General features: G+C 44.4%; 13 protein-coding genes. 2 read left to right on the top strand and 11 right to left on the bottom strand.

All coding sequences use genetic code 11. The features are described 5' to 3' along the window. The first annotated feature begins 24 nt into the window (after positions 1 to 24). Positions 25 to 966 (top strand): ABC transporter permease, encoded by a 942-nt coding sequence (locus tag MHUN_RS01050; RefSeq protein WP_011447271.1) that lies wholly within the window; start codon positions 25 to 27, stop codon positions 964 to 966. Then, the gene (locus MHUN_RS01045) at positions 959 to 1,837 is read left to right on the top strand and encodes an ABC transporter permease (RefSeq protein WP_011447270.1); all 879 of its coding nucleotides are present in this window, start codon (positions 959 to 961) and stop codon (positions 1,835 to 1,837) included. The genes MHUN_RS01050 and MHUN_RS01045 overlap by 8 nt, the downstream gene beginning before the upstream one ends. Before the next feature lie 390 nt (positions 1,838 to 2,227). On the opposite strand, the gene MHUN_RS01040 is transcribed toward MHUN_RS01045, so the two are convergent. From MHUN_RS01040 to MHUN_RS00990, 11 genes are all read right to left on the bottom strand, one after another. Then, the gene (locus tag MHUN_RS01040) at positions 2,228 to 2,458 is read right to left on the bottom strand and encodes an AbrB/MazE/SpoVT family DNA-binding domain-containing protein (protein ID WP_011447269.1); all 231 of its coding nucleotides are present in this window, start codon (positions 2,456 to 2,458) and stop codon (positions 2,228 to 2,230) included. 35 nt (positions 2,459 to 2,493) lie between these two features. Beyond that, positions 2,494 to 3,225: a 4Fe-4S double cluster binding domain-containing protein gene (locus MHUN_RS01035; RefSeq protein WP_011447268.1), complete on the bottom strand. Its 732-nt coding sequence runs from the start codon at positions 3,223 to 3,225 to the stop codon at positions 2,494 to 2,496. Positions 3,226 to 3,239: 14 nt separating this feature from the next. Then, positions 3,240 to 3,998, bottom strand: coding sequence for a class I SAM-dependent methyltransferase (locus MHUN_RS17000; protein ID WP_011447267.1), 759 nt, complete (start codon positions 3,996 to 3,998; stop codon positions 3,240 to 3,242). A gap of 50 nt (positions 3,999 to 4,048) precedes the next feature. Next, positions 4,049 to 4,876, bottom strand: coding sequence for an ABC transporter permease (locus MHUN_RS01025; protein ID WP_011447266.1), 828 nt, complete (start codon positions 4,874 to 4,876; stop codon positions 4,049 to 4,051). A gap of 5 nt (positions 4,877 to 4,881) precedes the next feature. Further along, on the bottom strand, positions 4,882 to 5,868 hold the full coding sequence (locus tag MHUN_RS01020; protein WP_011447265.1) for an ABC transporter permease: 987 nt from the start codon (positions 5,866 to 5,868) through the stop codon (positions 4,882 to 4,884). Between the two features lie 6 nt (positions 5,869 to 5,874). Then, a complete protein-coding gene (locus MHUN_RS01015; protein WP_011447264.1) occupies positions 5,875 to 7,455 on the bottom strand; it encodes an ABC transporter substrate-binding protein in 1,581 nt (526 codons plus the stop codon). Positions 7,456 to 7,493: 38 nt separating this feature from the next. Continuing rightward, complete coding sequence (locus tag MHUN_RS01010) at positions 7,494 to 8,255, bottom strand: class I SAM-dependent methyltransferase (protein WP_011447263.1); 762 nt, start codon at positions 8,253 to 8,255, stop codon at positions 7,494 to 7,496. 131 nt (positions 8,256 to 8,386) lie between these two features. Further along, positions 8,387 to 9,106, bottom strand: a complete 720-nt coding sequence (locus MHUN_RS01005) for an ATP-binding cassette domain-containing protein (protein ID WP_011447262.1) — start codon at positions 9,104 to 9,106, stop codon at positions 8,387 to 8,389. After that, positions 9,091 to 10,020 carry an ABC transporter ATP-binding protein gene (locus MHUN_RS01000; protein WP_011447261.1) on the bottom strand — a complete coding sequence of 310 codons (930 nt, stop codon included), beginning with the start codon at positions 10,018 to 10,020 and terminating at the stop codon, positions 9,091 to 9,093. Before MHUN_RS01000 ends, MHUN_RS01005 begins: the two co-directional genes overlap by 16 nt. A gap of 184 nt (positions 10,021 to 10,204) precedes the next feature. Further along, the gene (locus MHUN_RS00995; protein WP_011447260.1) at positions 10,205 to 11,944 is read right to left on the bottom strand and encodes an ABC transporter ATP-binding protein; all 1,740 of its coding nucleotides are present in this window, start codon (positions 11,942 to 11,944) and stop codon (positions 10,205 to 10,207) included. After that, positions 11,941 to 13,767 carry an ABC transporter ATP-binding protein/permease gene (locus MHUN_RS00990; protein ID WP_011447259.1) on the bottom strand — a complete coding sequence of 609 codons (1,827 nt, stop codon included), beginning with the start codon at positions 13,765 to 13,767 and terminating at the stop codon, positions 11,941 to 11,943. Before MHUN_RS00990 ends, MHUN_RS00995 begins: the two co-directional genes overlap by 4 nt. Positions 13,768 to 13,776: the final 9 nt, after the last annotated feature.

The following is a 13,776-nucleotide window of genomic DNA, read 5'->3' as shown; positions in this document are numbered from 1 at the left end:
TCACATACTTAATCCGTGAATCCAATGAAGCAGTTCATTCTGGTCAGACTCCTGCAGACCATCCCGGTACTGATTGGTATCACCTTCATCGCGTTTCTGCTCATGATGGTAACCCCGGGTGACCCGGCTGAGATTAACCTGCGGGCGATGATGAACACCGATTTCCCCCCAAAAGAGGCTGTTGCAATCATGCGGGAGCAGATGGATCTTGACAAGCCCTGGTATATCCAGTACTTCTCCTGGCTGTCAAGGGTTCTAAAGGGGGATCTCGGGTACTCGTACCAGACTCGAAAGAGCACTACGGATGAGATACTACGGGCCTTTCCAGTGACCTTCCTGCTCTCATCTATTGCAATGCTTTTTTCGATTATCATCGCAATCCCGATAGGTATTCTTGCAGGGATACATCCGAATGGAAGACTGGATCATCTCTCACGGGCGATATCTATCATTGGCCTGTCTATTCCTGATTTCTTTCTTGGTATCCTTGACATTCTCATCTTCTCGATAACATTGAAGATCCTGCCGGTAGCCGGTTACAAAGGCCCTGAATACCTTATCCTGCCTGCCTTTGCCCTCTCTATCAGTCTCTTTGCTGTTACCATGCGACTTATGAGGACGAGTATGGCTGAGGAGCTGGAACAGGAGTATATCACGACGGCGATCTCGAAGGGTCTGGACCGGGGCACAATAATCAGGCGTCATGCATTGAAAAACGCCATTGTCCCGGTCCTGACCTACATGGGAACGCAGTACGGATGGCTGTTTGGGGGAGCGATGATCATCGAATCACTCTTTGCATTGCCCGGAATGGGACGTCTATTTGTTGATGCAGCTGCTTCCCGGGACATCATGGTGATGCAGGCGTGTATCATGGTTTTTGCTATTATTTTCATCATAATCAATCTCTGTATCGATATCTCATACTACCTGCTTGACCCGAGGATGAGGGATACTCATGAGTAGTACGGTGTATATCCCGATATCAGATCAGGGGTTTTGTGCCTTAGGGATGAGGGTTCTGAAAAAACGACCGCTATTGGTTTTCGGACTGATAATTCTTATCCTTATGTGTCTGATGGCAGTATTCGCTCCATATATCGCTCCGCATGATCCCTACGAGCAATCGCTTGAGAACCGGTTTCTGCCTCCATCGACCGAATACCCACTTGGAACCGACCAGTTCGGGAGATGTGTGCTAAGCCGGGCGATCTATGGTTCTCAGCCTTCGCTTATAATCGCTGTCGTCTCTACCATACTGGTAGTTATCATCGGATTACTGGTCGGCTTATGTGCGGGATATTACCGAAGAGTAGATGGATTACTGATGAGGATCACCGACATTATGCTTGCATTCCCGAGTATGGTGGTGACGTTGGCTCTCGTAGGGATTATGGGGCCGGGAGTTCCCTCAATTATCCTGGCATTGGCACTTCCCGGCTGGGCCAAATATGCACGGGTTGTACGCTCCTCAACCATGTCAATCAAAAACAGAGGATTTGTTGAGAGTGCACGGGCTCTTGGCGCAAAAAACAGGTATATTCTCTTCAGACACATCTTACCAGACGTCCTTGCTCCGGTTATGGAGATCGCAACGCTAGGGCTTGGGAGTAAGATCATCATGATTGCCGGACTTGGGTTTTTAGGTCTTGGTATTCAGGTACCAACCCCTGAATGGGGGAATATACTGAACCAGGGGCTTCCGCTCCTCTATAAAGCACCCTTAATAGCCCTCTCAGCAGGTGCTCTGATCATGGCGTTTGTGCTGGCAACAAATCTTATCGGGTCAGAGATACGGGATCTGATGGATCCGATGAGCGATTCGGTTAAGATATGAGGGTCAGGACTGGTACACGATCACGGGAACCCCCATATTCAAAAAGTGGGGACCGTTAGAGACAACAGGGGCATCAATTGCAAGTGCCGATCCAGCAATTAGGGTATCAGCAACAGAAATCCCATGAAGTTACAAAAAACCTGCATTAATTGCAATTTCATCATTCAGGGGGAGAATAATAAGTTTAGAATGTTGAATCTGTGTAACTCGTAGTCAGGCGATAGAATCATTTATATTTCTTTTATAGAGACATACAAGTTCGGTCTGGGTAATAGTCGCAACATACCCCTCATTATCATCATTCTGAATCTCATCCATTAATGTTTTGATTATTTCAGACCCATATTCACGGTTGAAAAATGCAAGAAATGCATGAGTGTCAAAGAGAACTTATTCTACAAGATCTTTATTCCATTCGTCTCTAAATTCTTTTAGCGCACTTTTCGTATCTACCATAGAATCTACTCCCCAGAGATGTGAGATATTTATGAGGGGTTTTAGGTGTATGCTATCCTTCTCCTCAACTATTACTAGAGAATCACCATCAGACAAAGAGAACGTCTCACATCTTTTTGAAGGAAGAGTTATCTTTCCATTAGATGAGAGAGTAACAACATCCATAGTATGAGTTTATTGGCAGTGTAATGATATATTCCTTACTTGCTTGTGTACGCCTCATTATTAGTAGTTCTTTTTCCATATGGACAGACATATACACAGAGGCCACAGATTGCCAAAAGTCCCATCTTTTTCCTATCTGAAAACCCTTTACTACAGGCAGCTCTATCGAACCGGAATGATCCTGGTTCCTTTGTACCGAAGGGATCTCCTGATATCGCATGCACCGGGCAGATCTGTGTGCAAGCCTTACATCGTCCGCACTGCTCATCCATCGGCTCTTTCTCCTGTGGTATTGGGGCTGATATTAGAACGGTAACCCATCTGACCCGTGGACCATGTTCCGGGGTGATAAGAAGAGCACTCTTTCCAATCCATCCATGGCCTGCCTGGTGAGCGGCTATCTTATGGGAGAACTCTGAAGTCAGTCCATCCGGTCCTCGTGGTGATGAGGCTGGGACGTGATAAGTCTTGTATCCAAAATCCTCAATAATAGAACATATCTCTGTAGCAATGGAATCAAGGTGATGGTTTGTCTCGTCATAATGACGGCAGTATGCCTGATATACAGATACATCGTCACGATTTGGAAGGGAGTTGATTATCTGATCCGAGAGCGCAATTCCAACCGAGACTGCTGCAGGATAATCATGGACCCGGTATCCTTCAAGGTCTGGAATGGATGAGGTAAGGGCTGATATATCTGCAAAACCACAGTAATATGCACCCATTCTTCTGGCAGTATCAAAAACGGGCTTAGTGAAAAGCATGGATGTGTGGTGATTTACTGAACTGTGCCCCAGATGATATTTACTTCGTGCTGGCGTTCATGGTCACTCGCAGAATGCAGGCGCTGGTGATACTCAGCAATATCCTTTAGGTTCTTTGACTGAACATCTCCAAGGCCATTTGTTGTGAAGAGTTCCTTTAACGACTCAATTGTAAGCTGATCCCCATTTGGAAGTTGCATAGTAATCTCCTTTGAGTAAGTCTGTTCCCATAGTTTTTCCTGATCTGATTTCTCTGATTCATCCTTCTCATCTGAGTGATGAAAGTAGTCTTTTGGCTCCTGGTGTCCATCTATCGCGATAATCACCCCGCCAGGTCTGCAAATCCTTGACCATTCTCGGATAGCCACATCTGGATGAGGAAGTGTCCAAAGCAGATGACGGCAAATTACCACGTCAAACATCCGATCAGGAAACTCCGGGTTTTCAGCATCACCAAGTAAAAACCGTATTGATAGGTCTTTTGATTCTGCTTTCCTATTCGCAATATCAAGCATCTCTTCACACAAATCGATACCCGTGACAGAATGACCGAGTTCAGCAAGGTTGATAGCAATCATACCCGTTCCGGTCCCAAAATCAAGGACATCTTTTTTGTCGTCGCCTATGATTGTTCTCAGCTGATTTTTCCATAACTGGCATTCGTGATGATCTGCACCATGACCAACATCCTGGTCAAAAGTTTTGCTTCGTTCGTTCCAATATATCCGGACATTTTTCTTGACCGGATCCTGATTTTCTCGAGATATCTCCATATTAAACTCACGTGTATCTTAATCTTCTTGATTCTGTTCCATAAAAAATATTAAATTCTGGATAAAAAATCCCTGTGTGGTGTCAGATACTCTTTTAATCCTTCACCTAAGCGGTATATTGACCATACCGTAGCAACAAGCATTATCCCAGGGAATATAGAAGTCCACCATATTCCTCTCATGACGTCACTTTGTGCCTGGTTGAGCATATTCCCCCAGCTGGCCATGTGTGCAGGAATCCCCAGCCCCAGAAAACTCAGCATGGCCTCCATCATGATCGCATGAGCAGCCATAAGCGTAACTGAAATGACCAGGATAGAATACAGATTCGGAAGAATATGCCTTTTCATGATATACCGGTCATCTGCCCCAAGAGCTATCGCAGCCTCAACAAAGGGTCGCTCTTTAATGGATAATGTCTCTCCCCGAATCAATCGTGAAGTACTCATCCAGTGAGTCAGGGAAATAATGAGAATTATAGTCAATATACTCCGGGGAAATATGGTTGCAAGGACAATAAGCAGGATAACCTCAGGAGGAGAGTTTATCGTATCTACAATTCTCATAAGCAGACCATCAACTTTTCCCCCGATAAATCCTGCGGTAATTCCTATACCGGCTCCCATTGAGACGGCCAAAACGGCTGCAGTCAAACCAACAATAAGTGATATTCTTGTGCCATATATCGTCCGGGTAAAGACATCCCGGCCAAGTTTATCAGTTCCACACCAGTGATCAAGAGAAGGTGGCTGTTCAGCCTCTTCCAGGTTAGCCCGGTTTGGGTCATGAGGAAGGAGAAACGGAACCGCAACTGCGATCAATATGATGATTATGAGAACTTTAATTCCAGGAATGCAGAGTATCGTACTTACTTTCATTATGTTCACTCGTATCTGACACGTGGATCGATAATTGCGTATGCAATATCTGCCAGAAGATTGCCGATAATCACGAGAATACTGGTAAAGAGTGTCAGACCTATAAGGAGCATAAAATCAGACTTCATTGCTGCATCATATGTCAGTCTTCCAATTCCCGGCCATGCAAAAATAGTCTCAATAACAACACTTCCAGATATTAGCCAGGGAATTGCCAAACCTAACTGAGTGACAAAAGGAAGCAGGGAGTTTCGAAATGCATGTCTGATAAGAATCGTACGCTCGTCTATCCCTTTGGCACGTGCAGTGATGATATAATCCTGTTTTATTGATTCAGAAAGACTGGAACGAAGATATCCATAAAACAGGGCAAAATGACTCATCCCAAGAGCTGCAGCAGGGAGAATAATATGGCGGATTCGGTCTGCTAATTCTGCAAAAAAACCCGGTGGCACTGAAATTGAGACCATTCTCGATGAAGGCAACCATCCAAGCCAGACTGAAAAGACCAGTATAAGAATCAGGGCAATGAAAAAACTCGGTGCTGCATACAGGAGAAAACTGGTGTTTGTAATAATTCGATCGATCAATCCTCCCTCCCGGCTGATGACTATCAACGCAGCAAGGATTGCAAGAACAATCGCAACTCCATATGCAACAAAGCTCAGATACAAAGTAGCAGGGAGCTTTTCAATAATAATGTCAATTATGGGGCGTTTATAAATATGCGAACGACCAAAGTCCCCCTGGAAGAGATGGGAAATCCATGAAAAATATCTGACATGAAGTGGTTCATTCAAGCCCCACTCATCCTTTACTTTCATTATATCCTCATCTGACATCTTCTGAACGATCGGCAGGCCAAAATGAGCAACTACCGGGTCAACAGGAGAGAGAAACATGAGTAAAAAAGTAAGGATGCTGATTCCAACTAAAAGAAGTGGGATTTGAAGAACTCTCCGGCTAATATATCCAAGGAGAGCCTGATCCATGAGTATTTAACTCCTTATATCCCACTCTTCAATATTCCACCATAATTCTCCGTTAATTCCACCCATAGATCCATGTGGACCCATCCGGGGAACTAATCCAGTAAGTTTGTCACTCACTGCAAAGACGTAGTTTGAGAAGAGAATCTGCGGAGTTGGCTGATCTTCGGAGAGAATCTTCTGATACTGACCATAGATCTTTTTACGTTCCTCCCTATCTGAAGTGGTTCGCCCCTGTTCTAAAAGCCGGTCAACTTCTGGATTACAATATCCAGCCGGATTATTCCAACCATTACCGATGTATGAACTATGATAGATCTGGTAATTGTTATTGTCAGGATCAAAGGGTGAACCAAAAGCCATAATCACCGCATTATTATGGAAAACATTCTGATTTAACTCATCCCAGTTGGCTTTGGATGTTGGGATCGCCCTGATACCGATCTTTTCAAGATCAGATGCAACAGCAACCGCTAAATCTTTCCTTTCCTCTGATGTTGCAACATATAAAAGTTCAAATTCTAATTTTACACCATCTTTTTCTCTTATACCATCTTTTCCTGGTTTCCACCCGGCATCATCAAGAAGCTTTTTAGCTTTTTCTACATCCTGGTTAAACTCTATTGCAGGATTATACACCCAGCTCTCTTTCCGATATGGTCCATAGGCAGGCACTGCATGACCAGCGAAGATCGTATCAACCATAAGTTTTTTGTTTAAAGCATAGGCAATAGCCTGGTGAACGGCAGTATCCTTGAACTGGGGAAGAATATAGGGAAGATTAATACCATACCAGTTTGCTGACGGGTTTGAAATGATTTTTACTCCTGCCTGACCTTCAAGTGCCTTTGAAGATTTGGGGAGTATCTTAATTGCCTGGACATCACCGCTTTTCAGAAGGTTAATTCGTGAATTCTCATCTGGAAGGATGATATACCGAACTGTCTCAATCTTTGGTTTATCTCCAAAGTAATTAGGATTTGCTTTGAAGATGATCTCCTCTCCCTTATTCCAACTGTCAAAAACATAAGGCCCGGTTCCAACAGGCTTTTGCCAGAATTCAGTTGAACTCAGATCCTGCCCGGCAAGGATATGTTTTGGCAGAATGGGAAGTGCAAGCCATTCCATAAAGGGGACACTTGCCTCCTTGAGTGTGAACTTAACGGTTTTTTTATCGACCACATCAACTGAAGAGATTATACTGTATTCGCCCGAAGTTGGAAAGACTGCCACATTTTCACCGCTGGTCATAAGATCATACGTGAACTTGACGTCATCAGCGGTGAATTCAGTCCCATCATGCCATTTTACACCATCTCTCAGATGAAAGATGATAGTCGTAGGATCCGGCTGTTCCCATGAACTTGCAAGATCTCCTATCATCTCAAGGTTGTTATCTGACTTGATAAGTCCATTAAAAACCTTAATTACATCATAAAAGACTGCATTACCTGCAGAACGGATTGGATTTAAATCCGTTGGTTCTTCACTCAGCCCAATTACCACGGTCTTCCCATCCGCATATACCAGACCGCACGTTCCGATAAGGAGGAGAACGAGAAATACTCCTGCAATAATTTTTTTTATCATACTAACTACCAAAATGTAAAATTACTTATCCCATTAACCTATTTCACACCATGTACGAGATAATAAGGCATCTGATACCCTATCCGGTTTGAAAGAGGCATGTACTTCCTCTGAATGGTCATAATTTCATCCAGGGAATGCAGGGTGACATTATGGAATCCTGCACGTTCTACATATTTCACTGCTTCGAAGGCCTCCATCCCTTTCGGATGAGGGAGGTTATCGATCAGTTCATCCGGATAATATGACTTGAACGGGTTTCTGCGTTCAGAAATAAGAATCCCAAGTTTCGAGAGGAACCTTCGGGATTTACCAGAGAGTGATTCAGGGAACCAGAGTCCATCGATAACTGCTATCATCCCACGGGGTTTCAGGACCCGGTTCCACTCTCTCAGCGCTTTTTCAGGATCCGGTAACGTCCAGAGCAGGTGGCGGTTTATAACCAAGTCAAATGATTCATCATCATATGAGAGAGATTCTGCATCGTCAATTGAAAACGAAATAGAGTAGCCTTTTTTCCTGGCTTTATCCTCTGCTCTCTTCAGCATGTTCTCAGAGAGATCGATTGCATGAACCGAATGCCCCATCTCTGCAAGAAGAAGACTCATCTCACCGGTTCCACAACCAATGTCAAGGACCGTGATCGGGGTATCAGAGGTAAACTGTTTAAACAGGTTTACCCATGCTGTATGCTCCTCTTCTGACTGGACTCCATGGGCATGTTGCATGTCGTACCGCTCTGCAGACTCATCCCATGCAGATTGGATCATTTCTTTGATACCAGACGGATCAGGAGCCATAATAATTGTATGATCAGATAAGTTATGAATATTTTTAATTATGTATGAAATATTGTAAAAAATTACCGCCGAATGTCGTTTCTTATCATATTGGTGAAAAAAATAGATTGTCCCTTTTTTGACCTTCAGAATCAGGATGTGTTTCGGTCTTGCAGATCCTGAATACGACCATCATGAATCTGAATAACCCGATCACACAGGGTTTTGATCAGATCTTCATCATGAGATATAAAGAGAATGCTAAGAGTATGCTCCTGTTTCCATCGCTTCAATATTTCAATAATCTGAGCCTGAACTGATACATCAAGTGATGCTGTCGGCTCATCAGCCACCAAAAACTCAGGTTCCAGAATCAGAATTCTTGCCAGAACAATACGCTGGTTCTGCCCCCCACTGAGCTGATACGGATATCTGCTTAAGTACTCTTCAGTGAGCCCGATATAGGATACCATGGATCGAATCTTTTCATCCCTCTCTTTCGGGGATAACTCCGTATACAATAGGAGAGGTTCTTCAATTATCTGATAGATCCGCATCTTCGGATTTAACGAACTTTCAGGATCCTGAAAGATTATCTGCATTTCCCTTCGCAGTGGTCGCATCTCCTTCCTGCTTACATGGGTGATATCCCGACCCTTGTAGCTGATTCTCCCTGAAGTCGGGTCGATTAATCTGAGTACAAGCCTTCCGATTGTTGTCTTTCCACTCCCGGATTCACCAATAAGACCAAGAGTCTCCCCCGTATGAAGCGTGAATGAGACATCATGGACTGCAACTTTAACTTCCCTTTTAAATAACCCGGAATGATATACCTTGGTCAGGTTCTTCACTTCGATTAATGGCAATGACATCTGTTCTTCCTGTGATGTGAGTGACCATTTGAGAGATCGGGATGATTCGTTCTGCATTTGGCGCAGGCATCAGGGCATCGTGGGTGAAACCTGCATCCGGAGGGGAGATCAATGAGTGAAGGACTACTTCCAGGAATTGCCTTGCACCCGTTTTTTGGATGAGCCTTTATGAATGCTATCGTATACGGATGCAGGGGATCAGAGAGTATCTCATCACAGGGGCCATCCTCAACAATCTCACCGGCATACATAACGAGGATCCGGTCACATAACTCTGAGGCAGCAGCCAGATCATGGGTGATCATGATCATGGAACTTCTCTCTGCAGTATCTGAGAGGAGACTTAGTATCTCCTTCTTATTCCCCTTATCAAGGGCTTTTGTCGGTTCATCTGCAATGATCAGATCTGGCTCACTTGCAATGCCAATAGCTATCATCACCCTCTGCTTCATTCCGCCACTTAGTTCATGAGGATACCGGTTCATGATATATTCAGGATCCTGAAAGTTTACTTCTTTGAGCAGGCGTAACGTCTCTTTCCTGGATTCCTGAGCTGAAAGATTCTTTCCTTTCCGGACTGCTTCCTCAATCTGCCCGCCGACTCGCATGAGCGGATTTAATGAGACACTTGGATTCTGAAGAATAAATGAGATTTCACTCCCCCGGATATTCTGCATGTGACTCTCCGGAACGGTCATGAGATCCTTTCCTTTATATGATACCTTTCCAGAGATTGAAGTGTTATGAGGAAGCAGACGAACAACAGACATGCCAAATACCGTTTTTCCGCAACCAGTCTCACCAATCAGGCCAACTTTCTCTCCTTTCCGAAGGGATAAATCAATAGAATCAACAGCCTTTACAATCCCTTCTGGTGTTCTGAATGAAGTTTTTAAATTGGATACCTGAAGCATGATGAATATGTAATTATTGTATTTCGTAATACATAATGTTAATTAAATAGTGGTAAGAGAAAAGAATTTACTACCCATTAAAGAATATCCATTGAATCAGTAAACGAACAATCCCAAGATAATGAACGATCTCATGAGATCTGATGAATCCAGAAAAAATCAAAGAATTCAAAGAGGAGATACCTTATATCTCCTGAGCTGCAATAAGTGAAGCGTACAATCCATCATGCTGTAACAATTCATGGTGAGTACCCTGCTCAATTATCTCTCCCTGGTTGAGCACGAGGATCGTATCAGCATGAACCACTGTACTGAGCCGGTGTGCGATCATAAATACCGTCTTTCCTTTCATCAGTTCACGAATGGTATCCCGGATCATCATTTCAGTTCCGGTATCCAGATTACTGGTCGCCTCGTCCATGATAAGGACCGGAGAATTTTTAAGAATTGCCCTGGCAATTGCAACCCTCTGACGTTCACCACCGGAAAGACGAATCCCCCGTTCTCCGACAATTGTTTCGTATCCATCCGGAAGTCCGGAGATAAACTCGTGAATCCGGGCAAATCGTGCAGCCTGTTCCACTTCCTGATCAGTAGCTGATGCCTTCCCCACCCGGATATTTTCCCGGATAGAGGTATTAAAGAGAAAGATATCCTGGGTAACGATAGAAACCGTATTTCTGAGATAATTAAGGTTCAGATCCCTGATATCATGTCCGTCAATCCTGATAGAGCCCTTCTCCGGATCCCAAAACCGCATGAGAAGATGAGTAAGTGTTGTTTTCCCAGCTCCGGTAAGGCCGACTATTGCTGCTGTGCATCCTGAAGGGATGGTAAATGATACTCCTTTGAGAACATAGGGCTCCGATTCTCCATATCTGAACCAGACATTAGATACCTCAATTTCTGGAACTGCTGACAATGCTACTGCCGGTGAGCCATTTTCCTGAACTACCGGAATGTCATCCATGATTTCAAAGAACCGTTTTGCGCCGGCAATGGTCATGCTCAGTTGTTTTGACACCTCAACAACTTCCCGTGTAGCACTAAATGCTCCGGCTGACAATATGACAGTAATAGGAAGATAGAATGGATTGATCTCTCCATTCTGAGTAAGAATAGTAGCCGCCACAAGAACAATGACAATACCACCGGATACGAGAACCGCGTATGAAGCTGATGCACAGGCATTTACCTGGACATATGACCGTTGTTCTTTCCGGTATTCCAGAACCATTCGGATTATTGCCTCAAGCCTGTCTTTTCCTCTTCCAAATGCAAGGATTTCCCATATACCCTGGACACTGTCGATGAGAAAACTCCCCATGTTGGCAAGGAACAGCCTGAGATGATCTCCTTTCTTTTCATTCATCCTGATAGCAAGAGTCGGAATAAGAGCCGTCATAATAAGGAATATCAGAAGAATTCCTGCAAGTGACGGATGAATAAACAAAAGGCCACAGAGAACAATCAACGGCACCAGAACTGCAACAACAATCTGGGTCAGCGTATGAGCAAAAAAGAGTTCCAGTATTTCGATATTATTAATCGCTACCGAAACAAGATCGCCGGTTCTCCGGGAGATAAAGATAGCAGGAGCAAGTGGATCTACTTTCCGGTATAACTGATTCCGGAGATCTGATAATACCTGAAATGCTGCAATATGATTAAGATATGGCCCGAAGTACCCGCAAACTCCCCGTGCAAGGGCAAGAATCAGGATCGCTCCTCCTATTGGAAGAAGAGCGGAAGCGTTGCTCTGTTCTTTTGCAGTATAGATGAGAAAAACACCCAAAAGACCAATCCCGATCGTAATCAGTTGCTTTGTCGCATCACAGATCATTCCCGCTGCAAGAAGGCGGAGATGGGATTTCACAAGGCCGCTCAGCCTGATTAATTGCTGAAGTGGTGTTGCTTGAGTCATTCTGCACCCCCTACAATATCTCCCCCTACAGGAGCAGATTCAAGCATTCGCAGCTGGGCCTGAACCAGTCGGGCATAATGACCGCCAGACTTGAGCAGTTCTTCATGGGTTCCGGTCTCAACAATTCGTCCTTCATCCATAACCATGATCCGATCTGCCCTTTTTATTGTGGATAACCGGTGAGCAATGACAAGAACAGTCCGGTCTTTGCATAGTTTATCCAAAGCATTCTGGATTAGTTTCTCGCTCCCGGCATCAATGCTGGAAGTGGGCTCATCAAGGAGAAGAACAGGTGAATTCTTCAGAATTGCCCGTGCTATTGCAATCCGTTGCTTTTCTCCACCTGAGAGCCGGGTTCCCCGCTCACCGGTTATGGTATCATATCCTTCAGGAAGCCCGGTTATCCAATCATGAATATTGGCTGCATTTGCTGCTGCAATAATATCAGATTCCCCCGCTGCAGGATTTCCGATAAGGAGATTATTCCGGATAGTATCATAAAAAAGGTACGTCTCCTGTGATACCAGGGAGAACTGTTCCCGAAGCTGGGTAAGTGGAAATGAATGAATCGGAGTGTCATCAAGATATATGCTCCCTTTCTGGGGATCATGAAACCGGTAGAGAAGATCGATAACCGTACTTTTCCCAACTCCTGAAGTTCCGACCAGGGCAACAGTTTCACCGGATTTTACGTCAAATGTCAGATTTTTTAAAACCTCACGGCCCGTTTCATATGAGAACGAAACGTCATTGAACCTGACAGCCGGAGGTGGTGTCCGGTGAACAGAAACCGGGATAACCGGAGCTGATACCACTGGTTCTTCTTCCATTATTTTCTCCAGGGTATCAAGTGCCCGTTTTCCATACAGGCTGTTATGGAAATGCTGGCTAAGTGCGATTACATGTTCATAAAAGATTGGTCCGACAAGGAGTACGGTCATGACCCCTTCAATGCCGAATTTTCCATATGAAAACTGAATACAGGCATACAAAAGGGCAAGCCCATACCCCAGGTATGGAACAACATCACAGACATAATGAACCCCAAAAAATATTTTAAGGGCTTTAATGTATGTTTCCTGCAATTTTTGTGCTTTTTTATGCAGTAATCCGGCACGATGGTCACTGAGACCAAACATCTTCAGAGTGGTCAGTCCCTGCAGACTTTCTGCATAATATGAACTCAGGTCATGGTAATCCCGCCAGATGTCCAGTTTTTCATTCCATGAGAGTTTATATGACATGGCTACCGAAAAGGGAACAAGCGGAACAAATACGAGAAGGATGAGTGCTACCGGAAGGTCCAGCATAACGGAGAATGCAACAAAAAGAATACCTGGCACGACAAAACACAGGACCAGACAGGGAATAAAAAACCCGACATATTGCTCAAGGGTATCAACCCCGTCGGCTATTGTTGCAGCAACAGAGCCGGAACTTTTATGTTCTGTGTATGCCGGCCCGAGCCTGAGCAGGTGTTCATAGACTCGTGTGCGAACCGAGAGTTTCATCAGGTCCGATGTTCTTTGTGCAGAAATATCCCGGAGGGCTTCTGCACCGCCCCGTATCATGAAAAGAAGGATCATACCACCGATGACCGGAGCAAGGCTCATCAAAGGATCTCCATTCATAACCCCGGCGATGAGCATACTTACCAGAAAGAGCATGCCAATATTCGTTCCTGAACTGATTAGTCCGGCAAAGGTTGTAACTGCCATACTCTGACTCATCCCTTCTGCCAGATGGAAAATTCTCCGGTCAAAAAGAGCAGTGGTGAGCCAAGATATCAATGAGATATTATCATCTTTCAGTAATTCTACCATAATTAAATA

The sequence above is a fragment of the Methanospirillum hungatei JF-1 genome (genome assembly GCF_000013445.1).
Lineage (GTDB): Archaea > Halobacteriota > Methanomicrobia > Methanomicrobiales > Methanospirillaceae > Methanospirillum > Methanospirillum hungatei.
This window is presented reverse-complemented; position numbering and strand designations above follow the sequence as displayed.

Coding starts and splice junctions, on each gene's coding strand:
- MHUN_RS01035 (WP_011447268.1), bottom strand. CDS start 3,225: ATGCTTTTCACTAAGCCCGTTTTTGATACTGCCAGAAGAATGGGTGCA.
- MHUN_RS01050 (WP_011447271.1), top strand. CDS start 25: ATGAAGCAGTTCATTCTGGTCAGACTCCTGCAGACCATCCCGGTACTG.
- MHUN_RS01005 (WP_011447262.1), bottom strand. CDS start 9,106: ATGTCATTGCCATTAATCGAAGTGAAGAACCTGACCAAGGTATATCAT.
- MHUN_RS00995 (WP_011447260.1), bottom strand. CDS start 11,944: ATGACTCAAGCAACACCACTTCAGCAATTAATCAGGCTGAGCGGCCTT.
- MHUN_RS01010 (WP_011447263.1), bottom strand. CDS start 8,255: ATGGCTCCTGATCCGTCTGGTATCAAAGAAATGATCCAATCTGCATGG.
- MHUN_RS17000 (WP_011447267.1), bottom strand. CDS start 3,998: ATGGAGATATCTCGAGAAAATCAGGATCCGGTCAAGAAAAATGTCCGG.
- MHUN_RS01025 (WP_011447266.1), bottom strand. CDS start 4,876: ATGAAAGTAAGTACGATACTCTGCATTCCTGGAATTAAAGTTCTCATA.
- MHUN_RS01000 (WP_011447261.1), bottom strand. CDS start 10,020: ATGCTTCAGGTATCCAATTTAAAAACTTCATTCAGAACACCAGAAGGG.
- MHUN_RS01015 (WP_011447264.1), bottom strand. CDS start 7,455: ATGATAAAAAAAATTATTGCAGGAGTATTTCTCGTTCTCCTCCTTATC.
- MHUN_RS01045 (WP_011447270.1), top strand. CDS start 959: ATGAGTAGTACGGTGTATATCCCGATATCAGATCAGGGGTTTTGTGCC.
- MHUN_RS01040 (WP_011447269.1), bottom strand. CDS start 2,458: ATGGATGTTGTTACTCTCTCATCTAATGGAAAGATAACTCTTCCTTCA.
- MHUN_RS01020 (WP_011447265.1), bottom strand. CDS start 5,868: ATGGATCAGGCTCTCCTTGGATATATTAGCCGGAGAGTTCTTCAAATC.
- MHUN_RS00990 (WP_011447259.1), bottom strand. CDS start 13,767: ATGGTAGAATTACTGAAAGATGATAATATCTCATTGATATCTTGGCTC.